Here is a 25,709-nt window from a genome sequence, read left to right as displayed (position 1 = left end):
CGCAGGCGGGCGTCTCGAAGGATGGCCGCCGGGACGGTGGAAGACAACGAACCTTGGCGCCGGTCCCGAAGACTAAATCAACGGGCGGCATCGCGCCGCCCGTGCTGCGGCGGCATTCTCATCCGGCCGGCCCTGATGTGCCATTGGCTCGCAGCGATCGCTTCTGCTAACGATGAGGCCGCCAAGGCCCCAACCGGAATGACCCATGCGTTCATTGCCTGCGCGTTCTGTTTCCAGACATCTCGTTGCGCTCGCCGGACTGCTGTTGCTGTCGGCCCAGCCCGCTGCCGCCGCCGATGACGACGCGCCCAAGGGGCCGGCGGTCACGGTGCTGAAGGTCGCAAAATCCTGTTTCTCCGACATCGTCGAGGGCACCGGCACGATCATCGCGCGCGAGGCAAGCTCGGTGCGGCCGGAGCGGCCCGGCCTGAAGGTGACGGAGGTGCTGGCGGAAGCCGGCGACACCACCACCGCCGGCCAGGTGCTGGCGCGGCTGGCACTGCCTGAGGGCGGCACGCTTCAGGTCACCGCCCCCGTGGCAGGCGTGATCGCGACGTCGACCGCGCAGATCGGCAATCTCGCCTCCGCCAAGGGCGAGGCGCTGTTCACGATCGTGGCGCGCAGCGAGTACGATCTCGTCGCCCTGGTCGCGACCAGCGATATGCGCAAGCTCGCGGTCAACCAGGTGGCGACCGTGCGCATCGCCGGCGCGGGCGACATCGACGGCAAGGTGCGCCGCATCGGCCCGACGGTCGAGCCGAACATCCAGCAGGGCATGGTCTATATCGGCATTTCCTCGCAGAAGCGGCTGTTGCTGAATGCGAGCGGCCGCGCGCTGATCAAGTCGGGCCAGAGCTGCAACGTCGCGGTGCCGCTGACTTCGGTGCAGTATTCCTCCGCCGGCACCGTCGTGCAGGTGATCCGCCGCAACCGCGTCGAGACCAAGCGCGTCGAGGTCGGACTGATGTCGGGCGGCAATATCGAGATCCGCGACGGCCTCAACGAAGGCGATATCGTCGTCGCCCGCGCCGGCGCGCTGCTGCGCGAAGGCGACCCGGTGCGCACGGTGATGGCCGCGGAAGCGGCGAAGTAATCGCCACGATCGTCATTGCGAGGAGCAAAGCGACGAAGCAATCCAGAATCTTTCCGCGGGAAGATTCTGGATTGCTTCGCTACGCTCGCAATGACGGTGGAGAGGCAGATGTGCGCTGAGCACGTCAATCGTAGGGTGGATTAGCCGAAGGCGTAATCCACCTCTTTGCTTTCCATGCTGACGAGAGAAGTGGTGGATTACGCTTCGCTAATCCACCCTACCAGCGCTAAGAAAAACTAGCCGCCGGCTTCGCCGAAATGGACGTCCTCGAGCAGCGAGGAGGAGACGGTCGGGACCTGGTCGCCTTCGCTGGCGCGGGAGATGGCAAGGCGGGTCTTGTTGAAGACGCTCTCGGCGCTGCCCTGCGCATTGAAGTTGTTGAGGAACTCGCTGACCAGCACGCTGTGCTCGCCCTTGCCGTCGTCGACGACCTTGCCGGGCGAAGCCGAGGAGAGGATCAGCGCATTGTCGGTCGCGCTGATCGGCGCGAGGCCGTGGCTGTAGGAGCGGAAGCGGCGCTCATAGGGATTGCGGCGGGAGGCGTCGACCACGACGAGCTTGGCCTTGGCGCCCTGCTCCTTCATCATGTCGAGCACGCCCTCGATGGAGACGCCGTGACGGCGGACATCGCTTTCCTTCCAGATCACGGCATCGACCGGCAGCATGTAGCTCTCGCGGCCGGCCTGCACGCCGTAGCCGCCGAAGAACAGCATGACGACGGTGTCGCGCTTGATCCGGGACTTCAGGCGATTGACGGCGCGAACCATGTCGTCCTTGGTGGCGTCTTCCACCATGTCGACGTCAAAACCGTTCTTGCGCAGCGACGAGGACAGCGCGCGGGCGTCGTTGATCGACTGCGTCAGCGGCGCGCTGGCGTCGGGGTAGTGTCCATTGCCGATGACGAGGGCGAGACGCGAGGCCTGGCCGATCGAGCCGGTGACCTGGTCGGTCGAAACGGCCTTGGCGGCATCGAGCGCCCGCATGTTGAGGGCAGCATGGGCGCCGATCACGAGCGAGACCGTGCCGATGAGGGCTGCGGCCACCGCGATCGTGCGTCGGGAAATGTCGAGCTGCGTTACATTCATCTCGCGTCATTCCTGTCAGTGCCAAAGACCAGCCAAGCACGCGCACACTGTTTGAGTAGCGCGAGAGCGTCGTTGGGTTTGAGGGATTGGCCGGGGGTGTGCCCCCGAATTGCGCGCAATTTGCGGCGCCGCACCAAACAAACCCTTAACCGGATATCGCCTCCCCCGCAATAGATCGCCGAGAATTTGAGCTAAGTCACTGGAAGTACGAGCTAATTTGCACCGCCAAAAGTGTGATTTTTTTGCGTCCCCGTAGCCTTCCGGAGCCTGATTATGCAGGCTTCGTGCCGGCTTTTTCTGTGACTGTCATCACATTTGTATTTCCTGCGAATCCGGGTAGCTTTTTCAACGACTTGCAGGGGGTGGCACGCGGCTGGGAGCGTGCCGGCCGGCCCCCCGGCCAATTCCCGCGACCAGGTTATTTCATGAGCTTTCAATATTTTGCCGGCGCCGCCTGCCGGGCGCTGACGGCGCGGAAGGACGGCCCCTCGCTTTACGACGTCTGCGATCCCGTACTGTCCGTTGCGGCCAGCGGCGATCCGCATCTGGCCAAGTTCTACAAGACCGCGCTCGGCAATCCCGCATTGCGGGTATTGCTCCGCCGGGCGGGGCTGCCCGAACTGCGCGACGAAGGCAAACTGGCCCGGCTGCGCCAGGCGCTGGTGCGCGCCCGCGACGAGGCCGAGCCCGATTGGGCGGCGGTCGGCCAGCCCGTTGCCGATCTCGTCGACAGCATCGCGCTGGATCATCCCAAGCCGCCGCCGGCCATGTTCACCGGCGCCATGCCGCAACAATCGCAGATCGACGGCGTGATCCGCGACTGCGCCCAGCATCTGCTGGGCTCGTACCGCAAAAATGGCTTTCTGCCGACCTACGCCGCGTTCAACCTGATCGGCGATCCCGATTTCCGCGGGCGCGAGCTGACCATGGCGCTCACGGGCCTCAACGCGCGGGGCTACAAGAACTCCTCGCTCCTGTTCAACCTCGCCCGCGTCTTCATCGCGCGATCGCCGGCGCGCGCGGTCGTCAATCCGCCCTGGCGAGGGGTTGCCGAACCGATGTGGGAGCCGGTGCAGATCCGCCACCGCTCGGCCTATTACGACGCGTTCTTCATCGAGGCGCTGTTGAGTTACGTCGAGACCGGGCTGGCCTCGCTGGCCGACAAGATCGCGGCGGAACGCGCGGTCGCGGACATGGTCGATTTCTGCGTCAACATCAGCCGCGAAGAGGTCGAGGGCGTCGACGGGGCGCGGTTCAACGTCATCACCGCGCTCGCGCCGGCGCCGCATCCGCGCTTCTCCCGCTACTTCGCCCAGATCAAGCAGGACCTCGGTTTCGGCGTCTACGTGCCGGATTGCGACACCACGGCGTGCTCGATCTCCGCGGCGACGCAAGCCGGCTGCACCGATCCGATCCTCGACCAGCCGCTGCTGGATTTCTATGCCGGCTATCAGGTGCGCGCCGGCGTCAACGAGCCGCGCGTGACCGTGCCGCTCAACGACAATATCGACTATGAAGGCGGGGTTGCGACCTGGATCGACAATCTCAAGGGCGAGCGGCCCTATGGCAACGATCTCGATCCGACGCTGAATCTCGACATTCTCGAGGTCAGCTTCCGCAACCTCGCGCGCTGGAAAGTATTGGAGACACCGGCGCGGCTTGCCACCGTTCATCGCATCATCGGCTTCCAGAAGCGACTGGCGGCGAGCGGCGCCTTCGCCAATCCGCGCTCGCACATCTATTATCTGCCGGAGCTCTACAGCGCCTATTTCGGCCGCTGCTATGCTGCGTTCCTGGCGCTGCCGCTGGCGGCGCAGGCGATCATCGATCCCGACGGCGATTTCGATTTCATCCGCCACCGCGTGCTCTCCTACGTCAAGGGCGAACTGATGGCCGCCGAGATGAACGTGTTCGACGCAGCGCTCGCCCTGATCGCGCTCGGCCATCTCGGCGCCGACCCTCGCGCCTTTGCGCCGGCGCTGAACGTGATCGTCGCGAGCCTCGGCGAAGGCGGGCGCCGCGGCCCGTTCCGCGCCTATGAATGGAACAAGATGAAGACGCCGACGCGGATTCTGGTCGGCGGTCCGGAGGTCACGTCGGCGTTCGTGCTGATGGGGCTGGCGGTGGCCAAGCGGGCGATGGCGCGGGGATAGGTTTCGTAGGGTGGGTTAGCCCTGCGGCTGCGCGAAGCGCAGTCCGCTCGGCGTAACCCACCACTTCTGCCGCCGTGAAGACGAAAGATGACGGGAAGTTGAAAGCCCAACTGCCAGGCATATGCTGGCCGGGCGGACAAAAGCCGACCACAATTGCGAGGTCTATCGCAGTTTTCATCACACGCGGACCGGCATGTTGCGAAAATTCCTGATTGCGCTGTCATTGCTTGGCTTCTCCTTGCCCGGTTTGCCGTCGCCGGCTGAGGCCGCCGACATCACCGGCACCGCAAAGGTTCGCGCCGGCGACGCCGTGATGATCGGCAACACACGGATCAGGCTCGGCGGCATCGACGCGCCCGCGGTCGACCAGCTCTGCCTCAACAACAAGGGCGAGCGCTGGACCTGCGGCATCGCGGCCCGCGACGAGCTCGCCAAATACGCCGACGGCAAGAACTGGGTCTGCCATGCGAGGTCGATCGATCGGCGCGGCCGCACCGTGGCGCGCTGCGATGTCGGCGGCGAGGACATCCAGAAATGGCTGGTGCGCGCGGGCTGGGCGCTGGCCTACACCCGCATGTCGCACGACTATGAGGCGGACGAGAAGGCCGCGCGGGAGGCCAAGGCCGGCATGTGGCAGGGCGCCTTCATCGCGCCCTGGGACTGGCGCGTCCGCAACAAGAAGACCACCATCCTCGGCGCCACCAAGCCGCCCGACGGCGCGCATGCGATCCTGCTCGCTTCGGCCTCGGGCCCGATCGCTCCCTCGCCGGACTGCACCATCAAGGGCAACGTCAACTCCGCCGGCGAATGCATCTATCACCGGCCGACCAGCCGCTGGTATGCGCAGATCAAGATGAAGATCAGCAAGGGCACGCGCTGGTTCTGCTCGGTGGAGGAAGCCGAAGATGCGGGCTGCCGCGAGACTAAGAGATAACCCACGTCAGACCTGCGTTTTCCGGCCTTTTCTTGCACCGCAGCGCCGCGTAAAAGTGTGAATCAGCGACCCACCATCCTGTTCTCAGGCAACAAGGACCTACAGCAATGACCGTTCGCGCGGGCCGGGAATTTCTGGCCATCCCCGGGCCCACCAATATGCCCGACGAGGTGCTGCGGGCGATGCATCGTCCGGCAATCGACATCTACTCCAAACAGATGACCGATCTGACCGAGAGCCTGCTCAGCGACATCTCGAAACTGTTTGCGACCAAGGGCAAGTCCTACATCTACATCGCCAACGGTCACGGCGCCTGGGAAGCAGCATTGAGCAACGTGCTGTCGCGCGGCGACAAGGTGCTGGTGCTCGAAAGCGGACGGTTCGCAATCGGCTGGGGCCATGCCGCCGCGCTGATGGGTGCCGAGGTCGAGGTGCTCAAGGGCGACTGGCGCCGCGCGGTGCGGCCGCACGAAGTCGAGGAGCGCCTGCGCCGCGACAAGGAGCATACGATTAAGGCCGTCGTCGTCGTCCAGGTCGACACGGCCTCAGGCGTGCAGAACGACATCGAGGCGATCGGCAAGGCGATCAAGGCGAGCGGCCATCCGGCGCTGTACATGGTCGACACTGTCGCCTCGCTCGGCTGCATGCCGTTCGAAATGGACAAATGGGGCATCGACGTTGCGATGTCGGGCTCGCAAAAGGGCCTGATGACGCCGCCCGGGCTCGGCTTCGTCGCGGCCAACGCGCGTGCGCTCGAGGTCCAGAAGACCGCCAATATGAGCACGCCTTATTGGAGCTGGAGCGAGCGCGAGGGCAGCGAGCATTATCGCAAATATGCCGGCACCGCGCCGGTGCATCTGCTGTTCGCGCTGCGCCAGGCGATCGACCTGCTGCACGAGGAAGGGCTGGAGAACGCCTTCCGCCGCCACAGCCTGCTCGGCGAAGCCGCGCGCCGCGCCGTCGGCGCGTGGTCGGAAGGCCAGGTGCTCGGCTTCAACGTCGCGGAAGCCAGCGAACGCTCCAATACCGTCACCACGGTGACCATGAGCAACGGCCACGATCCGGCAATCCTGCAACGCTATTGCAAGGAGAAGTGCGGCGTGGTGCTCGGCACCGGCATCGGCGATCTCTCGGGGCAGGCCTTCCGCATCGCCCATATGGGCCACGTCAACGCCCCGATGCTGCTCGGCACGTTGGGGGTGATCGAGGTCGGGCTGAACGCGCTGAAGATCCCGCACGGCAAAGGCGGGCTCGAAGCGGCGGTCGCCTATCTCGGCGAAGAGGTGGCGGCGTAGGCGTCTTTTTTTCTTCTCCCCTTCTGGGAGCAATCTTGTAGCCCGGGTGAGCGAAGCGACACCCGGGATTCTTGCATGAGGCCCCGCATGTCGCTTCGCTCATGCGGGCTACGGCAGCTGCGGGATCCGATACGATTCGACCTGCGCCTTCAACTCATTCAGCGACGCAAGCGGCGCTTTGGGATCGACCCGATATTCCCCGTGCGCCAGCCACGCCAGCACCTTCGCATCGACGACCGGCGAATGGTGGATGACGTCACCGTAATTGTCGAGGTTGTGCGTCACGTCCTTGATTGACCGAAAATCGTACAGGCGCACATTGGGAAGCTGCGTCAGGCGCTGCGCCATGACGGCGGTGAGATCGGTGACGATCTTCAGCGTCGCAGGCGAAGCGTCGCGCATCGCGACGAATTGCAGGATCGAATAAGGCGGGAAGTAGATGTCGAAGGTCACGTCCGGATGGCGCGCGATCAGGCCGACGGCGTCACGCTCGAAATGCCGGACCATCGCGTCGTAACGATAGCCTTCGCCGAGAAAACGGCTGCGTACGGGATCGGTGATATAGGCGAAGGCCGCGAGCGTCCTTTCCGCATTGTAGGCGCGCGCGACGTCGATATCGCGCGGCAACGCATAGATATCGTCGACGTCTTCAAGCGCAAACTTGACGGGCAGAAAAGGCGCGGCCCGGGTCAGCGGCTGCCGCAGCGGCGGAACCGACCGCAGCAATGCGAACAGGGATTCCTTCGCCATCGCAGCGCTGAACAGATAGGACGCGATGCCTTTAGCCGTCCCGCGGTAGAGATCGGCGGAGAGATAAGGATCGGTCTCGATGTCGGCCGCATCGACGAAGATGAAATCGTCCATTGCCCAGATCACGCGCTTTGCACCGCGGTCGATGGCCTGCTCGAGCACAAACCCCTGCTGGCGCGAATTGGAGCCGGTCATCGCCAGCTTGAGCGAGTGCACGCCAAGCGCATGGTCGATGTCACTCTGACGGAAATGGATCGCCAGCGAGGTGCCCATGAAGGCGGCGTCGAACGGCTGGCTGCGGATCAGCCCGGCATTCTGCACCCGCGTGTCCTCGGAATAGAACGGCGCGACGAGGCGCGAGGGGCGAAACAGTTGCAGGGGATCGATGACATAGGTGAGCGCAGCCGCGCCCAGCACGCACGCGATGCTCGCGAGGAGAAGACGCCCTGGATGTGTGAACGCGCCTTGCATCAGAACCGAAAATAGATGAATTCGCTGTGGCTCTGGATTCCCAAAATCCCGAACGCAAGCACCAGCGACGCACCATAAAGCACCAGCGGCCGCATCCGTCCGGCCATCAGGCCCTCGCCGACCCTGCGATTGGCGTGGTCATACCCCATGATGCCTTGCGTGTTCGGCGCCAGCCACACCAGCGCGGCATAAATTGCGACCATCACTGACGCCGCAATCTCTTCGCGGCCGAACACGATGTTGCCGGGATCGGCCATCGCATTCAGGACCCGCATGGCCCAATCGACTCGTTCGGCACGGAAGAAGACCCAGGCGACAACGACGGCGAGAAATGTCAGCACCGCCCCGACGACGCGGGTTGGGCGCGCCAGCAACTTCGGAACATTCGGCACCAGCGCGTTGAAAGCGTGATTGATGCAGAGATAGGCGCCATGCAGCGCGCCCCAGACGACGAACGTCCAGGCCGCGCCGTGCCAGAGCCCGCCGAGCAGCATCGTGAGCAGCAAGTTGACATAGCGCAGCACGCGGCCGCGACGGTTGCCGCCGAGCGGGATGTAGAGATAATCGCGCAGGAAGTGCGACAGCGTCATGTGCCAGCGCCGCCAGAACTCGACGATGCTGGTGGCCTTGTAGGGCGAGTTGAAATTGACCGGCAGGAAGATGCCGAACATCAGCGATATCCCGATCGCCATATCGGAATAGCCGGAGAAGTCGAAATAGAGCTGGAACGTATAGGCGAGTGCACCGAGCCAGGCCTGGTCGAAGCTCGGCGCGCGCGCATCGAAGGCGAGCGCGACCAGCGGCTGGATGCCGTCGGCGAGGCACGTCTTCTTGAACAGGCCGATCGCGAAGATGATGAGGCCGCACAGGATCAGATGCCCATGCGGATGCTTGGTTTCCTCCCGTTCGAATTGCGGGATCATGTCCTTGTGGTGGAGGATCGGTCCCGCGATCAGATGCGGAAAATATGTCACGAACAGCGCGTAGTGCGGCAGCGCGTAGGCCGCGACCTGGCCGCGCCAGGCATCGACCAGGAACGCGATCTGGGTGAAGGTGTAGAAGGAGATGCCGACCGGCAGCAGGATGTGGACCGCAAAATGCGTGCCAGCCAATGCATTGACGTTCTCGGCGACGAAGCCGGCATATTTGAAGATGCCAAGCACCAGGAGGTCGCCGGCGACGCCGAGGGCAAGGGCCGCCTTGCGTTGCGGCGAAGTGAGCTTCGCTACGATGAGAAGGTGGCCTATGCCGTAGTTGAACGCGATCGATATCAGCAACAGGGCCACGAACTGCCAATTGCCGATGGCATAGAAGGTGAGCGAGGCCACCGCCAGCCAGATCACCGGCGCCAGATTGCTGCGCCGCCCGAGCCAGAAATAGCCCGCCAGCGCGGCGGGCAAGAACAGCAGGATGAACGGGTAGGAATTGAACAGCATCAGGCTGGACCGGCGGCGGGGATTAGGAAGCCTAAAGCATAGAAGGGACCGATCAACAACCCGGCGACTGGCGCTATTCTGGCGCGGTCCTTGGCGCAGTGGCGCTGGCAATTCGTGGAATCGGGACGATATAAGGCAGGACGCATCTTCTCCCTCTCCCCGCCTGCGGGGAGAGGGTTGGGGTGAGGGGGAGTCTCCACGAGGACGGTGACAGCGAGACTCGCGGAGAGCCCCCCTCACCCGGATTGCATCTTCGATGCAATCCGACCTCTCCCCGCAAGCGGGGCGAGGTGAAGAAGAAGCCGCGCGCGAACGTGACATGATGAGGATCGAGTGACCCAAGCCAAAACACCATCCCAGCCCCCCGTCGCCCCGCGCCGGCCGCATTCCTTCACGCGGCATGGGATCACCGTGACCGACGACTATGCCTGGCTGAAGGACGAGAAATGGCAGGAGGTGCTGCGCGACCCCGCAGTGCTCGATCCCGACATCCGCAAATATCTCGACGCAGAAAATGGCTACACCGAGAGCCTGCTCGGCCATACCGCAGCCCTCCAGAAGACGCTCGTGCGCGAGATGCGGGGGCGGATCAAGGAGGACGATTCCAGCGTGCCGTCGCCCGATGGTCCCTTCGCCTATTTCCGAAAATTCCGCGAAGGCGGTCAGCACGAGCTGTTCGGCCGCATGCCGCGCGATGGCGGCGAGGGCCACATCGTGCTCGACGGCGATGCGCTCGCCAAGGACCATGAATACTTCAAATTCGGCGGCAGCCGGCACTCGAACGACCACAGGCTGCAGGCCTGGAGCGCCGACACCAAGGGCTCGGAATACTTTTCGATCCGCGTGCGCGACTGGGCGACCGGCAAGGACCTTGACGACGTCGTCGAGGAGACTGACGGCGGCGTGGTCTGGAGCAAGGACGCCACGTCGTTCTTCTACGTGAAGCTCGACGACAATCATCGGCCCATGCAGGTGTGGCGGCATAAACTCGGCACTCGTCAGGTCGACGACACGCTGGTCTACGAAGAGCAGGATTCAGGCTGGTTCACCCATCTGCAAGAGAGCACCAGCGGCCGCTTCTGCGTCATCGCGGGCGGCGACCACGAGACCTCCGAGCAGCGGCTGATCGACCTCGCCCATCCTGACGCACCGCCGCGCCTCGTCGCGGCACGCGAGGAGGGCGTGCAATACTCGCTGGCCGACCGTGGCGACGAACTCTTCATCCTCACCAACGCCGACGACGCCATCGACTTCAAGATCGTCACCGCGCCGCTCGCCTCACCCGTGCGCAAGAACTGGCGCGATCTGATCCCGTATCGTCCCGGCATCTACATCATCGATCTCGATCTCTATGCCGGCCACATGGTGCGGCTGGAGCGCGCCAATGCGCTGCCGTCGATCGTGATCCGCGACCTCGCGACCAAGGAAGAGCACGCCATCGCGTTCGACGAAGCGGCCTATTCGCTCGACACGATGGGCTCCTACGAGTTCGAGACGACGAATTTGCGCTTTTCCTATTCGTCGATGACGACACCGTCGGAAGTCTACGATTACGATATGGTCAAGCGCACGCGCACCCTGCGCAAGCGGCAGGAGATTCCGTCCGGCCACGATGCGGCCGACTACGTCACGACGCGGATCATGGCGAAGGCGCAGGACGGCGCCGAGGTGCCGGTCTCGATCCTCCATCGTCGCGGGCTCACGCTCGATGGCGCGGCACCGCTGCTGCTCTACGGCTACGGCTCCTACGGCATGGCGATGCCGGCTTCGTTCAGCGCCAACCGCCTGTCGCTGGTCGATCGCGGCTTCGTCTACGCCATCGCCCATATCCGCGGCGGCGCCGACAAGGGCTGGGGCTGGTACCTCGACGGCAAGCGCGAGAAGAAGACGAATTCGTTCGACGATTTCTCAGCCAGCGCCCGCGCACTGATCGATACGAAGTACACCAGCGCAAAGCGCATCGTCGGCCACGGCGGCTCGGCCGGCGGCATGCTGATGGGCGCGGTCGCCAACCGCGCCGGCGAATTGTTCGCCGGCATCGTCGCCGAAGTGCCGTTCGTCGACGTGCTCAACACCATGCTCGACGACACGCTGCCGCTGACGCCGCCGGAATGGCCGGAATGGGGCAACCCGATCGAGAGCGAAAAGGATTTCCGCACGATCCTGTCGTATTCGCCCTACGACAACGTCGCGGCGAAAGACTATCCCGCGATCCTGGCGATGGGCGGGTTGACCGATCCGCGCGTCACCTATTGGGAGCCCGCCAAATGGATCGCGCGCCTGCGCGCGACCATGAGTGGCGGCGGCCCGGTCCTGCTCCGCACCAACATGGGCGCCGGCCATGGCGGCGCCTCGGGACGCTTCAACCGGCTCGATGAAGTCGCGATCGTCTATGCGTTCGCGCTGTGGGCGGCCGGGATGGCGGAGGCCGGGGTGTAGGCGCTCATATGCCTCTCCATCGTCGTCCTGGCGAAAGCCAGGACCCATACCGCGTGATCTATCCGATAAAGATCGGTGTCAGTACCGCGCGAAAACACGACGACTCCGAGTCTTCGCCAAACTCCTCCCTGGGGTAATGGGTCCTGGCTTTCGCCAGGACGACGGCGGAAATTGTGGGACGAGTTGTCGGCCTTTACCTTCCGTTCGCCTTCCGCCATGCGGCGAAGTCGGTCAGCGTCTGCGGGTCCGTCGCCGGATAGAGACCGAAAATGCCGCGGCCCTTGTTGACTTCTTCGGTGACGAAGTCCTCGAACGCGGTCATCTCGAAGGTCTCGTTGGCGATCTCCTCGGCGAGATGCGCGGGGATCACGATCACGCCGTCGCTATCGCCGAGAATGACGTCGCCTGGAAACACCGGCGCGTCGCCGCAGCCAATGGGAGCGTTGATCTCGATGGCGTGATGCAGCGTCAGATTGGTCGGTGCGCTCGGGCGGTGGTGGTAGGCGGGGATCCCCAGCTTGGCGATCTCGGCCGAGTCGCGAAAACCGCCGTCGGTGACGACGCCGGCGACGCCGCGCTTCATCAAGCGCGTGACCAGGATCGCGCCGGCTGAAGCTGCTCGCGCGTCCTTGCGGCTGTCCATCACCAGCACGCTGCCTGGCGGGCAATCCTCGACGGCCTTGCGCTGCGGATGGGAACGATCCTTGAAGACCTCGATGGTGTTGAGATCCTCGCGCGCCGGCATATAGCGCAGGGTGAAGGCCTCACCGACCATGGTCGGCTGACCGGCACTGAGCGGGTGCACATCCTGGATCATCTGGATGCGCAGGCCGCGCTTGAACAACGCGGTTGCGACGGTGGCGGTGGAAACGGATTTGAGCTTGTTGCGGGTGGCTTCGGTAAGTTTGGTCATGTCACGCTCTCTAGTAAATCGAGGGCTCGCCGATCGGCGCGCCGAAATCGGTCTCGAGGAAGTCGAAGTCGCAGCCGTCATTGGCTTGCTTGATGTGCTTGGTGAACATCCAGCCATAGCCGCGCTCGAAGCGGCGCTCGGGCTGCTTCCAGGCGGCGCGGCGCTTGTCGAGCTCGGCCTCTGACACATCGAGATTGATGGTGCGCGCGGCGACGTCGAGCGTGATGCGGTCGCCGTTCCGCACCAGCGCCAGCGGTCCGCCGACATAGGATTCGGGGGCGACGTGCAAAATGCAGGCGCCGTAGCTGGTGCCGCTCATGCGCGCATCGGAGATCCGCACCATGTCGCGCACGCCCTGCTTCACGAGCTTGGTCGGGATCGGCAGCATGCCCCATTCCGGCATGCCCGGTCCGCCCTGCGGCCCCGCATTGCGCAAGATGAGAATGTGGTCTTCGGTGACGTCGAGATCGGGATCGTCGACCGCCTTCTTCATCGACGGATAGTCGTCGAACACCAGCGCAGGCCCGGTATGCTTGAGGAAGCGCGGCGCGCAGGCGGAGGGTTTTATGACGCAGCCGTCGGGCGCGAGATTGCCCTTGAGCACGGCGAGCGCGCCTTCCTTGTAGATGGGATTGTCGATCGAGCGGATCACGTCGTCGTTGTGAACCTCGGCGCCATCGATGTTCTCGCCCACGGTCTTGCCGGTGACGGTGATGCAGTCGAGATGCAGATGTGGCTTGATCTGGCCCATCAATGCCGGCAAGCCGCCGGCATAGAAGAAGTCCTCCATCAGATAGGCATCGCCGCTCGGCCGCACATTGGCGATGACGGGCACCTTGCGGCTCGCAATCTCGAAATCGTCGAGGCCAATGTCGAGACCGGCGCGGCGAGCCTGCGCGATCAGATGGATGATGGCGTTGGTCGAACAGCCCATCGCCATCGCCACTGCGATCGCGTTCTCGAACGCCTTGCGGGTCTGGATCGTCTTCGGCGTCAGATCTTCCCAGACCATCTCGACGATGCGGCGGCCGCATTCGGAGGCCATCCGGATATGGTTGGCATCAGCGGCGGGAATCGAGGAGGCGCCCGGCAGCGTCATGCCGATCGCCTCGGCAATCGCGGTCATGGTGGAAGCCGTACCCATGGTCATGCAGGTGCCGTAGCTGCGCGCGATGCCGGCTTCGATGTCGAGCCAGTCCTTGTCGGAGATCTTGCCGGCGCGGCGCTCGTCCCAGTATTTCCAGCCGTCCGAGCCAGAGCCGAGCGTCTTGCCCTTCCAATTGCCGCGCAGCATCGGACCTGCCGGCAGATAGATCGCCGGGATGTTCATCGAGGTGGCGCCCAGCAGCAGCGCGGGCGTGGTCTTGTCGCAGCCGCCCATCAGCACCACGCCGTCGACCGGATGGCTGCGCAGCAGCTCCTCGGCGTCCATCGCCAGCAGATTGCGATAGAGCATCGTGGTCGGCTTCAATAGCGATTCGGACAGCGACAGCGCCGGCAGCTCCAGCGGCAGGCCGCCGGCCATCAGGATGCCGCGCTTGACGTCGTCGACGCGCGACTTGAAGTGCATGTGGCATGGCTGCGCGTCCGACCAGGTGTTGAGGATCGCGATCATCGGGCGGTCCTTCCACTCCTCCGGCGCGTAGCCCATCTGCATGGTGCGGGAGCGGTGGCCGAACGAGCGGAGATCGTCCGGTGCGAACCAGCGCGCGCTGCGGAGCTGGTCGGGCGTTAGTTTCTTCTTGGTCATGATTGGGTGCCCCATTTCTGCACGGTGTTCCGCTCGATGGCGCGGAAGATCAGGTTCTCGACAAAAAGCCCGATGATGATCACCGTCAAGAGGCCGGCGAAGACCGCAGGTATGTCGAGCAGGTTGCGGTTTTCGAAGATGAACCAGCCGAGCCCGCCCTGCCCGGACGATACGCCGAACACCAGCTCGGCGGCGATCAGCGTGCGCCAGGCAAAGGCCCAGCCGATCTTGAGGCCGGTCAGGATCGAGCCGAACGCCGCGGGGATGAGGATTTTCGCTACGTAAGGCAATCCGCGCAGGCCGTAATTGCGACCGACCATGCGCAGCGTGTTGGACACGCTCTTGAAGCCAGAATGGGTGTTGAGCGCGACTGGCCACAGCACCGAATGGATCAGCACAAACACCAGACTGCCGTTACCGAGACCGAACCAGATCAAAGCGAGCGGCAACAGCGCGATCGCCGGCAGCGGATTGAACATCGCCGTGACAGTCTCGAGGAAATCGGTGCCGATCCGCGTCGAGATCGCGAGCACGGTGAAGATCGCGGCGAGCGCGATGCCGGCCGAATAGCCCATAAACAGCACTTTCAGCGAAGCCCAGGCCCGCAGGGGAATCGTGCCGTCCTTGACGCGATCGTAGAGCGTGAGGATCGTGTCGTGCAGCGTCGGAAATAGCAGGGGATTGTCGAGGGTCAGGCCGTAGGCCTCCCAGACCGCCGCAAGGAACAGGATGATGACGGTCTTGCGGACAAAACCATCGTTCCACAACAGCTCGAGCACGCTCAGCTTGCGCTCGACTTCGGCTGCGCTGCCGGCGACCGGCGCCTCACGCAGCAGGATTCTGGCTTCGCCCATGAGAGGCTCCCTCAATGCGCCGTGGCTTCGGAGGCGAACAGGAGATCGTGAATCTCCTTCTCGAGCCGGCCGGCACTGCCATCGCCATTGGAGACCTTGTCGACGTCGACCACCTCGGCCTTGACGCGGCCGGGATGCGGCGACAGCAGCAGGATGCGGTTGCCGATGCGGATCGCTTCCGCAATCGAGTGGGTCACGAACAGCACGGTGAATTTGGTCTCGCTCCAGAGCTGGAGCAGCTCGTCCTGACAGGTTCGCCGCGTCAGCGCGTCGAGCGCGGCGAACGGCTCGTCCATCAGCAGGATGTCGGGCTCCATCGCCATGCCGCGCGCGATCGCGACGCGCTGCTTCATGCCGCCGGAGAGCGTGTGCGGATAGGCATCGACCACGCGTGTCAGCCCGACCTTCTCGATATAGGCCCGCGCCCGCACTTCTGCGTCCTTGCGGGACAGTTTTCGCGCGGTCAGCAGCGGGAACATCACGTTGGCAAGCACGCTCTTCCAGGGCAGCAGTTGATCGAACTCCTGGAAGATCATCATGCGATCAGCGCCGGGACCGTGGATCTCGCGGTCGTTGATGGTCATGCGGCCCTCGCTCGGCGCCATGTAGCCGCCGACGGCCTTGAGCAGGGTCGACTTGCCGCAGCCGGACGGCCCGAGCAGCACGAAGCGATCGGACCTGTCGACGGTGAAGCTCACCCTTTCCGTGGCGGTGACGACGGCGCTGGAGGTCTTGTAGCGCAGCGTCACGGAGCTGACGTCGAGCAGCGCCATCAGCTGCCCTTCAGGTCGTGGGCGACGGGGAGATAGTAATCGGTCCAGGCCTTGGGCTGGGTCTTCAGCGTCCCGGTCTTGAACAGATGCGCGGCGAACTTCATCGTGCCCTGCGGTTCGAGATTCCACTCCATCATGCCTGGCTCCTTCAGGAGATCGAGCAGCTCTTCCACCGAGGTCTTGTCGCCGGTGATCTCCTTGTAGATCTCGACCGCCTGTCTGGTGTTGCTGCGGATCAGATCCTGCGCTTCCTTGGTCGCATCGCGCACGGCCTGGATGATTTTCGGGTTGGCATCGGCAAACTTCGTGGTGGTGAAGAACTGTGCCTGGCTGAGCGGGCCGCCCATCACGTCAGGCGACGACAGCACGACATGCGCGCCCGGCACGTTCTTCAGCTCGAGGAAGGTGAACGGCGGGATCGAGAAATGGGTGTGCACCTCGTGCTTGGCGTTGGACAGCGCCGCATAGGCATCGGGATGGCCGAGCTGCACCGTGTTGACGTCCAGCTTCGACCATTGGTCGGCACCAAAAGCCTCGGCGGCGGCGATCTGGAGCACGATCGCCTGGGTCGAGACTTTCACCGTCGGCACGGCGATCTTGTCGCCGGGGCCGAAATCCCTGATCGACTTGATGTTGGCGTCGCGGCTGATCAGCGTCATCGGCTGCGCCGAGGTCGCGACGATGCCCTTGACGCCGCCGCGGGTGCGGTCCCACAGCAACAAAAGATTGCCGGTGCCGGTGTTGAGAATATCGACGCCGCCCGCGAGCAATGCATCGGTCTGCGCACCGCCGCCGGAGAAGGTGACCCATTTGGTGGTGACACCCGCGACCCCAAGCTGAGCTGCGTGCTTTTCGATCAGCTTCTGCTTTTCCATGATGTGGCTCGGCATGTAGAAAATGCCGGGCTGGCGCGACAGCGAGATCTCGGATTTTTGCTGCGCGTTCGCGGACGAAACCGTCAGCGCCGTGGCGGCGATCAGGGCGACGGCCCTGAGGCCACACTGCAATTGCTTGATCATTGTTGTTCGTTTCCTCCGGTCGCCATTGACGAGCGATCTTACTGATGCACTAATGCATTAGTGCATCAAAGGCAAGGCCGGCCGGAGCCCTTCGCATGGAAACAGCCCACCCCGCATCCCGCGGCGCTGCCCGCCCCGGTACGCGGCTCGACCGGGCTCGGCAGGCCGCACCGCAAGTGTTCGAGCGGCTGCGCAACGCCATTCTGGCGCTCGAACTGCCGCCAGGCTCGCCGCTGTCGCGCACCGATCTCGCCGCGCAATTCGGCGTCAGCTCGACGCCGATCCGCGACGCCTTGATGCGGCTGGAGGAAGAAGGGCTGGTCGACGTGTTTCCGCAGCACGCCACCGTCGTCAGCCGGGTCGACGTCGGTCGGGCCGAGCAGGCCCATTTCCTGCGCCAGGCACTGGAACTCGAAATCGTCCGGCTGCTCGCGGAGCAACATGACGACGCTCTGGTCACCCGCCTCGACCATACGATCGCGCTCCAGCAGCAATTCGCCAAGGCCGGTGACTTCGAGAGCTTCATCGCCGGCGACAATGATTTTCACGCGCAGCTTTATGCCGCGGCCGGCAAGCAGGAACTCTGGACGCTGGTGCGCAGCCGCAGCGGACATATCGACCGGCTGCGCCGGCTGCATCTGCCCTCACCGGGCAAGGCCCAGAACATCGTCCGCCACCACAAGCTGATCACGCGCGCGATCGAGGCCCGCGACGCCGATGCTGCGCAACAGCATCTGCGCAAGCATCTGTCGGGCACGCTGAGCGAGCTCGATAAGATCCGGAGCCACTATCCGGAATATTTGACCGACTAAGCCTATGGCGCGCGGTCGTCGCGAGCACTTGTGCACGTCACCGTGCATAAGTTGACGCAGCCAATTCGCCTTTCGCGAGCAATCGTCGGATCGATGGCGAAGTGCTTGCAGGCCGGATGCAATCCGCGCAACAATTTCAGAGTTGATGGTTTGATTTGCGGTCGCTGGGAAACCCCATCCGGCCCGGAGGATACCAGAAGTGGCCAACATCCTGATCGTGGATGACGACCCGGCCGTGCAGATGACGATTCGGCTGCTCCTGGAGAGGGCCGGTCATCACATCACCGTCGCCGGGGACGGCCGCAAGGGACTTGCGCTGTTCGAAGCCGGCGAGTTCGACCTGCTGTTTCTCGACATCTTCATGCCCGGCATGGACGGCCTGGAGACGATGCGCCACATCCGGGCGCTGCAGCCGGCGATTCCGATCGTCGTCATTTCCGGCCGTTCGTTCACCCCGGACGCCCATGCGGAGCCGGACTTCCTCAAGATGGCGACCAAGCTCGGCGCGGTGGCGAGCCTGCAGAAGCCGTTCCGGGCCGACGCGCTGCTCGCCGCGGTCGCTGGCTGCCTGGACGCGGCGCGGACGGCATCGGTGAGGAATCCGGATGTCAGCACCGGCCGCCGATGACAAGAACCTTCATTCTGTTCCAACCGAACACGGGCGCCATTCAGGAAGCGGTGCAAATTTCGCCATGACGCTCGCTACGCGGCTCGCTATCGCGATGATCCTGCTGGTGGCGGTCACCGTGGCCGCGGTCGGCTGGCTCGGCTATCGCAACATCACCCAGGCCGTCATTCCGCGGGTCCTGGAACGGATCGAAGCCCAGTCGAGCCTGCTGGCCACCCATCTTGAATCCTACGTTGCCGGCGCCCGTGGCGATCTGCTCGGTTATCGCTCCGCCGCTGCCATCAATGGCCTGATCCGCGCCCATGTCGGTGGAGGCATCGATGCCGTCGACGGCGTTTCGGAGCAGACCTGGCGCGAGCGCATCGCAGCGCGGTTCGCAGCCGAGATCGACGCGAAACCGAGCTACGGGCAATTTCGAATCATCGGCCTTGACGACGACCAGCGCGAACTGGTCCGCGTCGATCGCGCCGGCCCGAACGGAGCAGCACGGATTGTTCCGAACGGCGAACTCGAACGCAAGAGCGAACGAACCTACTTCCAGGAGACGATTCGACTGGCGCCGGGCGACATCTATGTTTCGCCCATCGATCTCGCCACCCGGCAGGGAGGAACCACGGACCCTCACATTCCGACGTTGCGCGTCGCAACGCCGCTGTTCACGCCTGATAGCAAGCCGTTCGGCATCATCATCGCCAATATCGACATGCGTCCCGCGCTCGACCGCGTTCGTTCGACCGCGAGTGCAGGAGGAGACATCTATGTCGTCAATTCGCGTGGCGACTATCTCGTCCATCCCGATCGCGCGCGGGAATTCGGTACATTGCACGGCAACGGCAACGATTGGCGCCGTGACTTTCCTTTCTTTGCAGCCCGGACCGGCCTGCCGCAAGGATCCACCCAGCTTACGAGCGACCAAGCGGGCCGGCCGAGCGGAGCGGCGATTGCACCGGCACTGCTTGCTGGCAAGGAGTGGTTGGCTATCATCGAGACGGCCCCCGCATCCGTGTTCAGCCGCGTTCCGGCGGCCATTCAAAAAACCTCCTCGCTGGTGGGGCTGCTTGCCATCCTTGCCGCAGCCTTGCTTGCGGTGCTGCTGGCGCGCTCATTGACGCGGCCGATCGGGCGTTTGACCGCAGCGGTGGAGGCGATCGGCAGCGGACGGCGCGCCGATATTCCCGTCGATGCGAGCGGAGAGACAGGCGTGCTGGCGCGGGCATTTGCCCAGATGGTCGAAGAAACGAGAGCGAAGACAGCCGCTCTTGAACGCGAGATCGAGGAGCATCGCCGCACCGAGGCCGCGCGAAGCCATCATGAAGCGCGCGAGCGCTTGTTCAGCGCCGCCGTCGAATCCTCCGACGACGCGATCGTGATGCAATCGCTCGACGCCGTCATCACCGGCTGGAATGCCGCCGCCGAACGCCTCTACGGCTATTCGGCGGATGAGGCGATCGGGAAATCCACCTCGATCATCGTCCCGCCCGACCGACGCGAGCAAGGCAAGGACTATTTGCAGCGGCTCGCCCGAGGTGAAGCGATCGAACGCTTCGAGACGGTGCGCCTCCGCAAGGATGGCGCACCGGTCGAAATCTCACTCAGCCTGTCGCCGATCAGGGGCCCGTCGGGCGAGATCATCGGCGCCTCCGGCACCGCGCGCAGTCTGACCGAGGCGCGGCGGGCCGAGCGGGCGCTGCAACAGCAGCTCGAGGAACGGCGGCAGATCTTCGAGACCTCTCAGGATCTGATCATGGTGATGGACGCGCGCGGCCACATCGCGCAGATCAGTCCGAGCAGCGAGGCCATTATCGGCTACCGGCCGGAGCAGATGATCGGCCGCAGCGGCGCCGATTTCATTCATCCCGGCCATCTCGACCAGTCGCGCGACGAGATGCGCGCGCTCAGGCGCGGCGAGCGGCTGAAGCTTGCCGACACCCGCTGCTTCCACAAGGACGGTCGCGAGGTGTGGCTCTCCTGGCTCGGCAGCTGGTCCGACCATGCCCAGCGCTACTTCTTTGTCGGCCGCGACATGACGGAGGCGAGGCTTGCACAGGAGTCCTTGCGGGAGAGCGAACAGCTTGCGCGCAACATCGTCGAGACCTCGCTCGACGCTTTCACCCAGACCGACCAGGCCGGTGCCATCCTGAGTTGGAACTCGCAAGCCGAGAAGCTCTTCGGATGGACGCGTGAGGAAGCAATCGGCAAGAATGCGATCGAGCTTTTCGTCGCCCCCAGTGAGCGCGAAAGCGTCAGGGCCAGACTGAAGCTCTTTCTCGAGTCCGAGCAGCAATCGCTGGCCAATCCACGGCGCGAACTTTTGGTACGGCGGCGCGACGGCAAGGAATTCAGGGCCGAGCTCAGCGTCACGGCGCTCCGGCGACGCGAAGGTGTCCTCTTCAATTCGTTCTACCGCGACCTGACCGACAAGATCGCGGCCGACGAGCGCATCCGCCAGGCCGAGAAGATGGAGGCGGTCGGCCAGCTCACCGGCGGCGTGGCGCACGACTTCAACAACATCCTCACCGTGATCACCGGGACGATTGAGATCCTGGCCGACGCGGTGGCCAAGGAGCCGGAGCTCGCCGCGATCACGAAGATGATCGACGAGGCCGCCGGGCGTGGCGCCGAGCTGACGCAGCACCTGCTGGCGTTTGCGCGCAAGCAGCCGCTCCAGCCGCGCGAAATCGACGTCAACGCGCTGATCATCGACACCGCGAAACTGTTGCGGCCGACGCTGGGCGAGCAGATCCACATCGAATCGGTGTTCGAGGACGAGAACTGCGTCGCGATCGTCGATCCCAGCCAGCTCACCACCGCGATCCTCAACCTCGCGCTCAATGCCCGCGATGCCATGCCCGGTGGCGGCAAGCTGATCGTGGAGACGGGGGCGGCCTATCTCGACGAGGTCTATGCCAGCGTCAACGACGTCCCCCCGGGTCACTACGTGATGATTGCCGTGAGCGACACCGGCAGCGGAATTCCCGCCAACATGCTGGCCAGGGTGTTCGACCCCTTCTTCACCTCGAAGGGACCGGGCAAGGGCACCGGACTCGGGCTTTCGATGGTCTACGGCTTCATCAAGCAGTCCGCGGGCCATATCAAGATCTACAGCGAAGAAGACCACGGCACCACGATCAAGATGTATCTGCCGCCCGGCAAGACGCCGACGTTGGTCGGCGACAGCGTGACGCCGGCGAGCATTGAGGGCGGACACGAAACGATCCTTGTGGTCGAGGACGACCGGCTGGTGCGCGACTACGTGCTGGCGCAGCTGCATTCGCTCGGTTACGTCACCTTGCAGGCTGCGAACGCCGCGGAGGCGCTCGCAATCGTCGCCGCCGGAAAGCCGTTCGACCTCCTGTTCACTGACGTCATCATGCCCGGCAAGATGAACGGACGTCAGCTCGCCGACGAACTGCAGAGAACGCGTCCCGATCTCCGGGTGCTCTACACGTCCGGCTATACCGAGAACGCGATCATCCATCACGGCCGGCTGGATTCGGGCGTTCTGCTGCTGGCGAAGCCCTATCGCAAATCGGATCTGGCCCGGACCATCCGCAAGGCGCTGAGCAGTTGATAGCGCATCGGGCTGGGTGAGAACCCGTAGCCCGGGGGAGCGAAGCGATACCCGGGAACACTCCGAGCCAAGTCCCGGATGTCGCTTCGCTCATCCGGGCTACGACATGTCACCCACGGAATTTACGACGCGCGCTGGGCCGCGGTCATTACGATCCGGATCAGATCGGCGGCATTGCGCGCGCCAAGCTTCTTCATGATGTTGGCGCGATGGTCCTCGATGGTACGCGGGCTGATGCCCAGCGTGCGGCCGGCCTCCTTGTTGGAGGCGCCGGCGGCAAACTGCTCGAGCACCTCCCGCTCCCTGCGCGTCAACGGCTCGCGCCCGGGGAAATGCAGCGAGCCGAACTTCGGCGCCGCGTTCTCCGACTGCCTGCGTGCATAAGCACCGATCGCCTCGTCGAGCCGGCCGACGATCTCGCTGCCGCGGAACGGCTTCTCGATGAAGTCGAGCGCGCCGCTCTTGATGGCCCCCACCGCCATCGCGATATCGCCCTGTCCGGAGATCATGAAGATCGGTGCCGGATAGTCCTCGCCGTGCAGCTCATTGAGAATATCGAGGCCTGATTTTCCGGGAATGTGCACGTCGAGCAGGACCGCTGCAGGTGTGCGGCTTCGCGCGACGGAGAGCAATGCTGCACCGTCCGCAAAACAGATCACCTCATAGCCCGCCGCCTTCAACACCATCGACAAGGTGTCGCGAACGGCAGCGTCGTCGTCGACCACGAAGATTTCACCGCGAGAGCTTTGTTCGGCCATGTGCCACACATCCGGTTGGCATGAAGGACTCGCGTCCGCCCCAACCGTTATGGCGTTCGGCGCGGATTCGGCCCACCGTATTTGTACGGGACATGGACTTAACGCACAAGTAGCGGCGAGGCGCCTAATTGCAGGGGACGGAGAATATCCATGCTAATTTGGCCGCTATGCCGCCTCTCGTGGCAATGCCCGAGGTCGAGAGCCGTAAGCTGATTGCGGCTGACCTTCGCATGCTGATCTCGCAGATCGAGACCGGCATGCGCCGGACCGCCACAGCCATGGAGCAAGAACACGGGAGCGATCCGGAAGGTTCCGTCGACGTCTTCGTGCTCGACGATGTCACACCGCGGTGCGCCACGGCGATCGACGCGCTCGACGCCTGCCGGGCCGGCCTTGGCCACGCCCTGGAACGCCTGTCGGAAGCCGGTAGCACGGTGTAGATCGCGATCGCGGCGACGCGGCGACCGCATTCTTTCATCGCATGGCGGCTCAGGCGCGGTGCCGCTCCACGATGGCGTCGGTGGCGACACCACCCCAGGTGTGGATCGCCGGCAGGCCCATCGCGGTCTTGCCAAGATTGGCGAGGCTGATGCGCAACGCGGCGAGATCCAGCGGCTTGGGCAGGCTCTGGAGCTCGATCCCGACGGAACGGGCGAAGCTGCGGGCGGCGCTGCGGCGCTTGCCGTCCATGCCGCTGATGACGATCACGGCGCCGCCAAATTTCGCCTTCGCCATCTCGCCCAGCACGTCGACACCGTCGCCATCCTCCAGCACGAGATCGAGTGTCACGCAGTCGAAGCGCGCGGCGCGGAGCTTTTCGATCGCTTCGGCCACGGACGGCGCCACGGTGACTTCGTGGCCGGCCTGCTTGGCCGCGACCGTGATCAGGCTGCGCTGCGTGGCGTCGTCATCGACCACCAGAAGCTGAAGTGCACGCCGCTCGGCGCCGTCGGGCAGGTTTGACGGGAGAGGTGAGAAAGAGCTTCTGGGCATTGCGGTATCCTGAGATTGAGACCGGCAATGGATACACGGTTCGCGCTGAGGCGACGTAAAGCCGCGACGGCAAATTCAGTCGGTTGTTTCAGCAAATGTGAACCAACCTCGCGGAACACGGCAACGAGACCAGGTGAAGATCACGCCGCCTCGTCACGGCCACCGGCGGCCCGCTTCTTCCGGTTCTTGCCACGCAGGAATTGGATGTCCATTTCGACGCCGTTGACGCGCACCAGTTCGCAGCGGCGGTAGGCAAGGCCGGTGGACGACAGCAGCAGGAAGAACTCTTTGAGGTTCAGGCCCTGAATCGAGCCTTCCACCGTCAGGATGGCGTCGGTGTCGGAGATCGCGTTGAGCTTGCAGTCACGGCGCCAAGTGCCGTCGATGGCCATGATGCAGACATCATAGCCGCGACTGAACGTCACGCGTTCCACGCCCTTGCCATCCTCGGCCATGTCTATCGTCCTGCCATGACCGCTACGCGCGGCGCGGCGCCGGCAAGAGCCGGCTTGGCGGCCGCGGCACGCGGGTCGTTCGGCTTGTAGAGACCGCGCTTCTCCGGAATCGGCTTGAACGTGTCGGTCAGTCCGACCACCGTTTCGGCGGCGCCCAGCACCAGGAAGCCATCTCCCTCGATCTGGCGAGCCAGGCGGTTGAAGATGTTGATCTTGGTGTCCTGGTCGAAATAGATCAGCACGTTGCGGCAGAAGATGACGTCGAAGGTGCCGAGCTGAGCGAAATCGTGCAGCAGATTGAGCTGCCGGTGCTGGATCATCGCCCGCAGTTCGGGATTGATCTGCCAGGTCTCGCCGGTCTGCTTGAAATATTTCATCAGCATCTGAATCGGCAAGCCACGCTGCACTTCGAACTGGCTGTAGATGCCGGCCTTGGCCTTCTCGAGCACCTCCTGCGACAGGTCGGTCGCGATGATCTCGACGCGCCAGCCGGTCAGGGCCGCCCCCATCTCCTTCAGGCTCATCGCCAGCGAATAGGGCTCCTGCCCGGTCGAGCCGGCGGCGCACCAGATGCGCACGCTTCGGCGGCCGGCGCGCGCCTTGATGATCTCCGGCATGATGGTCTCACGGAAATGATCGAACGGGACCTTGTCGCGAAAGAAGAAGGTCTCGTTGGTGGTCATCGCCTCGACCACGCTGGTGACGAGCGCGCCCGAGCCAGCGCCTTGCAGCTTCTGCACGAGCTCGCCGATGCCGGAGATCCCGGCCTTGCGCGCCAGCGGCAACAGCCGGCTTTCAATCAGATATTGCTTGTCTGCGGACAGATCGAGCCCGGAATGATCCCTCAGGAACTTACGCAGATACTCATACTCGGTCGGGGTCACTGATAGGCCTCTCGGAAGCTGTACTGGGAACACTCTGGCCGGAACACTCCGCCAGATAACTCAGACCATGGCTTGTCCGACCGGGATCAAGCCGACTTCAGCGAATTTGTCGGCGATGATGTCTTTATCGAAGGGCTTCATGATGTACTCGTTGGCGCCGCCGCTGAGCGCCTGAGCGATATGAGCCACGTTGTTTTCGGTGGTGCAGAACACGACCTTGGGCTGGTCGCCGCCGGGCAGTCGGCGCATGTGGCCCATGAACTCGAAGCCGTCCATCACCGGCATGTTCCAGTCCAGCAGCACAGCGTCGGGCAGCTTGTGCTGACAGACCTCGAGCGCCTTGGAGCCGTCCTCGGCCTCCGTGACTTCGAATTCCAGGCCTTCCAGGATCCGGCGTGCGATCTTGCGCACGACGCTGGAATCATCGACCACCAAACACGTCTTCATTTCGGTTCTCCGGCTTCGATGTTTTCGGGGCTCACGCAGCCATTTGCACTTCGGTCTTGAGCTCGAGGACGCGATCGACGTCGAGGACGACCATGAGCTGGCCGTCGAGACGGTGGACACCGCCGGCGAGCTTGGCCATGCGGGGGTCGAGATTGACGGGGTTTTCTTCCATGCCGTCCTCGGCGAGCCGCAGCAC

The 25,709-nt window shown here is 64.1% G+C and carries 22 protein-coding genes and 1 pseudogene; 9 read left to right on the top strand and 14 right to left on the bottom strand.

The features are described from left to right. Positions 1-205 precede the first annotated feature (205 nt). On the top strand, positions 206-1,093 hold the full coding sequence (locus AC0L20_RS34795; protein ID WP_473294957.1) for an efflux RND transporter periplasmic adaptor subunit: 888 nt from the start codon (positions 206-208) through the stop codon (positions 1,091-1,093). A 236-nt stretch (positions 1,094-1,329) separates the two neighbouring features. On the opposite strand, the gene AC0L20_RS34790 is transcribed toward AC0L20_RS34795, so the two are convergent. Next, positions 1,330-2,178, bottom strand: coding sequence for a caspase family protein (locus tag AC0L20_RS34790; RefSeq protein WP_473294956.1), 849 nt, complete (start codon positions 2,176-2,178; stop codon positions 1,330-1,332). Positions 2,179-2,603: 425 nt separating this feature from the next. Between AC0L20_RS34790 and AC0L20_RS34785 the strand changes: the two genes are divergently transcribed. From AC0L20_RS34785 to AC0L20_RS34775, 3 genes are all read left to right on the top strand, one after another. After that, positions 2,604-4,331, top strand: a complete 1,728-nt coding sequence (locus tag AC0L20_RS34785) for a hypothetical protein (protein ID WP_473294955.1) — start codon at positions 2,604-2,606, stop codon at positions 4,329-4,331. A gap of 193 nt (positions 4,332-4,524) precedes the next feature. Beyond that, positions 4,525-5,265: a thermonuclease family protein gene (locus AC0L20_RS34780; protein WP_473294954.1), complete on the top strand. Its 741-nt coding sequence runs from the start codon at positions 4,525-4,527 to the stop codon at positions 5,263-5,265. A gap of 107 nt (positions 5,266-5,372) precedes the next feature. Beyond that, entirely contained in the window at positions 5,373-6,560 is a 1,188-nt protein-coding gene (locus AC0L20_RS34775) for a pyridoxal-phosphate-dependent aminotransferase family protein (protein ID WP_473294953.1), read from the top strand. A gap of 108 nt (positions 6,561-6,668) precedes the next feature. Here the strand turns inward: AC0L20_RS34775 and AC0L20_RS34770 are convergent, their stop codons facing one another. Continuing rightward, complete coding sequence (locus tag AC0L20_RS34770) at positions 6,669-7,781, bottom strand: hypothetical protein (protein ID WP_473294952.1); 1,113 nt, start codon at positions 7,779-7,781, stop codon at positions 6,669-6,671. Continuing rightward, positions 7,781-9,217 carry an MBOAT family O-acyltransferase gene (locus AC0L20_RS34765; RefSeq protein WP_473294951.1) on the bottom strand — a complete coding sequence of 479 codons (1,437 nt, stop codon included), beginning with the start codon at positions 9,215-9,217 and terminating at the stop codon, positions 7,781-7,783. The genes AC0L20_RS34770 and AC0L20_RS34765 overlap by 1 nt, the downstream gene beginning before the upstream one ends. 333 nt (positions 9,218-9,550) lie before the next feature. Here AC0L20_RS34765 and AC0L20_RS34760 point away from each other — a divergent pair, with 333 nt between their 5' ends. Next, positions 9,551-11,656 (top strand): S9 family peptidase, encoded by a 2,106-nt coding sequence (locus AC0L20_RS34760; protein WP_473294950.1) that lies wholly within the window; start codon positions 9,551-9,553, stop codon positions 11,654-11,656. A gap of 193 nt (positions 11,657-11,849) precedes the next feature. Here AC0L20_RS34760 and AC0L20_RS34755 read toward each other — a convergent pair whose 3' ends face one another. From AC0L20_RS34755 to AC0L20_RS34735, 5 genes are read right to left on the bottom strand one after another with little or no spacing between them, the layout of a single operon-like run. Further along, on the bottom strand, positions 11,850-12,569 hold the full coding sequence (locus AC0L20_RS34755) for a ribonuclease activity regulator RraA (protein WP_473294949.1): 720 nt from the start codon (positions 12,567-12,569) through the stop codon (positions 11,850-11,852). 10 nt (positions 12,570-12,579) lie between these two features. Further along, complete coding sequence (gene araD, locus AC0L20_RS34750; RefSeq protein ID WP_247284746.1) at positions 12,580-14,319, bottom strand: L-arabinonate dehydratase; 1,740 nt, start codon at positions 14,317-14,319, stop codon at positions 12,580-12,582. Beyond that, positions 14,316-15,173 (bottom strand): ABC transporter permease, encoded by an 858-nt coding sequence (locus tag AC0L20_RS34745; protein WP_473294948.1) that lies wholly within the window; start codon positions 15,171-15,173, stop codon positions 14,316-14,318. The genes araD and AC0L20_RS34745 overlap by 4 nt, the downstream gene beginning before the upstream one ends. Before the next feature lie 11 nt (positions 15,174-15,184). After that, positions 15,185-15,946, bottom strand: a complete 762-nt coding sequence (locus AC0L20_RS34740) for an ABC transporter ATP-binding protein (RefSeq protein ID WP_473294947.1) — start codon at positions 15,944-15,946, stop codon at positions 15,185-15,187. Further along, on the bottom strand, positions 15,946-16,965 hold the full coding sequence (locus AC0L20_RS34735) for an ABC transporter substrate-binding protein (protein WP_473294946.1): 1,020 nt from the start codon (positions 16,963-16,965) through the stop codon (positions 15,946-15,948). The genes AC0L20_RS34740 and AC0L20_RS34735 overlap by 1 nt, the downstream gene beginning before the upstream one ends. Before the next feature lie 95 nt (positions 16,966-17,060). Here AC0L20_RS34735 and AC0L20_RS34730 point away from each other — a divergent pair, with 95 nt between their 5' ends. The 3 genes from AC0L20_RS34730 to AC0L20_RS34720 all read left to right on the top strand — a co-directional run bounded on the left by AC0L20_RS34730 (position 17,061) and on the right by AC0L20_RS34720 (position 21,976). Then, positions 17,061-17,777 (top strand): GntR family transcriptional regulator, encoded by a 717-nt coding sequence (locus tag AC0L20_RS34730; RefSeq protein WP_473294945.1) that lies wholly within the window; start codon positions 17,061-17,063, stop codon positions 17,775-17,777. Between the two features lie 199 nt (positions 17,778-17,976). Next, positions 17,977-18,405: a response regulator gene (locus AC0L20_RS34725; protein WP_473294944.1), complete on the top strand. Its 429-nt coding sequence runs from the start codon at positions 17,977-17,979 to the stop codon at positions 18,403-18,405. Further along, positions 18,383-21,976 carry a PAS domain S-box protein gene (locus AC0L20_RS34720; protein ID WP_473294943.1) on the top strand — a complete coding sequence of 1,198 codons (3,594 nt, stop codon included), beginning with the start codon at positions 18,383-18,385 and terminating at the stop codon, positions 21,974-21,976. The genes AC0L20_RS34725 and AC0L20_RS34720 overlap by 23 nt, the downstream gene beginning before the upstream one ends. 122 nt (positions 21,977-22,098) lie before the next feature. Here the strand turns inward: AC0L20_RS34720 and AC0L20_RS34715 are convergent, their stop codons facing one another. Then, positions 22,099-22,734 carry a response regulator transcription factor gene (locus AC0L20_RS34715; protein ID WP_007604420.1) on the bottom strand — a complete coding sequence of 212 codons (636 nt, stop codon included), beginning with the start codon at positions 22,732-22,734 and terminating at the stop codon, positions 22,099-22,101. A 185-nt stretch (positions 22,735-22,919) separates the two neighbouring features. Here AC0L20_RS34715 and AC0L20_RS34710 point away from each other — a divergent pair, with 185 nt between their 5' ends. Beyond that, positions 22,920-23,174 (top strand): hypothetical protein, encoded by a 255-nt coding sequence (locus AC0L20_RS34710; RefSeq protein ID WP_473294942.1) that lies wholly within the window; start codon positions 22,920-22,922, stop codon positions 23,172-23,174. Between the two features lie 49 nt (positions 23,175-23,223). Here the strand turns inward: AC0L20_RS34710 and AC0L20_RS34705 are convergent, their stop codons facing one another. From AC0L20_RS34705 to AC0L20_RS34685, 5 genes and pseudogenes are all read right to left on the bottom strand, one after another. Next, positions 23,224-23,727 carry a response regulator gene (locus AC0L20_RS34705; protein WP_473294941.1) on the bottom strand — a complete coding sequence of 168 codons (504 nt, stop codon included), beginning with the start codon at positions 23,725-23,727 and terminating at the stop codon, positions 23,224-23,226. A gap of 140 nt (positions 23,728-23,867) precedes the next feature. Further along, on the bottom strand, positions 23,868-24,182 hold the full coding sequence (locus AC0L20_RS34700; protein ID WP_456766748.1) for a PilZ domain-containing protein: 315 nt from the start codon (positions 24,180-24,182) through the stop codon (positions 23,868-23,870). 2 nt (positions 24,183-24,184) lie between these two features. After that, positions 24,185-25,066 (bottom strand): CheR family methyltransferase, encoded by an 882-nt coding sequence (locus AC0L20_RS34695; RefSeq protein ID WP_473294940.1) that lies wholly within the window; start codon positions 25,064-25,066, stop codon positions 24,185-24,187. Between the two features lie 60 nt (positions 25,067-25,126). Then, the gene (locus tag AC0L20_RS34690; protein ID WP_007598955.1) at positions 25,127-25,513 is read right to left on the bottom strand and encodes a response regulator; all 387 of its coding nucleotides are present in this window, start codon (positions 25,511-25,513) and stop codon (positions 25,127-25,129) included. A gap of 31 nt (positions 25,514-25,544) precedes the next feature. After that, positions 25,545-25,709 (bottom strand): annotated as a pseudogene (locus AC0L20_RS34685) (chemotaxis protein CheW); the annotation flags it as partial.

This window comes from Bradyrhizobium sp. Kon58 (assembly GCF_055807455.1).
This window is presented reverse-complemented; position numbering and strand designations above follow the sequence as displayed.

What these genes read in the sequence shown, in the direction of transcription:
- AC0L20_RS34795 (WP_473294957.1), top strand. Translation starts at nt 206, where the DNA reads ATGCGTTCATTGCCTGCGCGTTCTGTTTCCAGACATCTCGTTGCGCTC.
- AC0L20_RS34790 (WP_473294956.1), bottom strand. Translation starts at nt 2,178, where the DNA reads ATGAATGTAACGCAGCTCGACATTTCCCGACGCACGATCGCGGTGGCC.
- AC0L20_RS34785 (WP_473294955.1), top strand. Translation starts at nt 2,604, where the DNA reads ATGAGCTTTCAATATTTTGCCGGCGCCGCCTGCCGGGCGCTGACGGCG.
- AC0L20_RS34780 (WP_473294954.1), top strand. Translation starts at nt 4,525, where the DNA reads ATGTTGCGAAAATTCCTGATTGCGCTGTCATTGCTTGGCTTCTCCTTG.
- AC0L20_RS34775 (WP_473294953.1), top strand. Translation starts at nt 5,373, where the DNA reads ATGACCGTTCGCGCGGGCCGGGAATTTCTGGCCATCCCCGGGCCCACC.
- AC0L20_RS34770 (WP_473294952.1), bottom strand. Translation starts at nt 7,781, where the DNA reads ATGCAAGGCGCGTTCACACATCCAGGGCGTCTTCTCCTCGCGAGCATC.
- AC0L20_RS34765 (WP_473294951.1), bottom strand. Translation starts at nt 9,217, where the DNA reads ATGCTGTTCAATTCCTACCCGTTCATCCTGCTGTTCTTGCCCGCCGCG.
- AC0L20_RS34755 (WP_473294949.1), bottom strand. Translation starts at nt 12,569, where the DNA reads ATGACCAAACTTACCGAAGCCACCCGCAACAAGCTCAAATCCGTTTCC.
- araD (WP_247284746.1), bottom strand. Translation starts at nt 14,319, where the DNA reads ATGACCAAGAAGAAACTAACGCCCGACCAGCTCCGCAGCGCGCGCTGG.
- AC0L20_RS34745 (WP_473294948.1), bottom strand. Translation starts at nt 15,173, where the DNA reads ATGGGCGAAGCCAGAATCCTGCTGCGTGAGGCGCCGGTCGCCGGCAGC.
- AC0L20_RS34740 (WP_473294947.1), bottom strand. Translation starts at nt 15,946, where the DNA reads ATGGCGCTGCTCGACGTCAGCTCCGTGACGCTGCGCTACAAGACCTCC.
- AC0L20_RS34735 (WP_473294946.1), bottom strand. Translation starts at nt 16,965, where the DNA reads ATGATCAAGCAATTGCAGTGTGGCCTCAGGGCCGTCGCCCTGATCGCC.
- AC0L20_RS34730 (WP_473294945.1), top strand. Translation starts at nt 17,061, where the DNA reads ATGGAAACAGCCCACCCCGCATCCCGCGGCGCTGCCCGCCCCGGTACG.
- AC0L20_RS34720 (WP_473294943.1), top strand. Translation starts at nt 18,383, where the DNA reads ATGTCAGCACCGGCCGCCGATGACAAGAACCTTCATTCTGTTCCAACC.
- AC0L20_RS34715 (WP_007604420.1), bottom strand. Translation starts at nt 22,734, where the DNA reads ATGGCCGAACAAAGCTCTCGCGGTGAAATCTTCGTGGTCGACGACGAC.
- AC0L20_RS34710 (WP_473294942.1), top strand. Translation starts at nt 22,920, where the DNA reads ATGCCCGAGGTCGAGAGCCGTAAGCTGATTGCGGCTGACCTTCGCATG.
- AC0L20_RS34705 (WP_473294941.1), bottom strand. Translation starts at nt 23,727, where the DNA reads ATGCCCAGAAGCTCTTTCTCACCTCTCCCGTCAAACCTGCCCGACGGC.
- AC0L20_RS34700 (WP_456766748.1), bottom strand. Translation starts at nt 24,182, where the DNA reads ATGGCCGAGGATGGCAAGGGCGTGGAACGCGTGACGTTCAGTCGCGGC.
- AC0L20_RS34690 (WP_007598955.1), bottom strand. Translation starts at nt 25,513, where the DNA reads ATGAAGACGTGTTTGGTGGTCGATGATTCCAGCGTCGTGCGCAAGATC.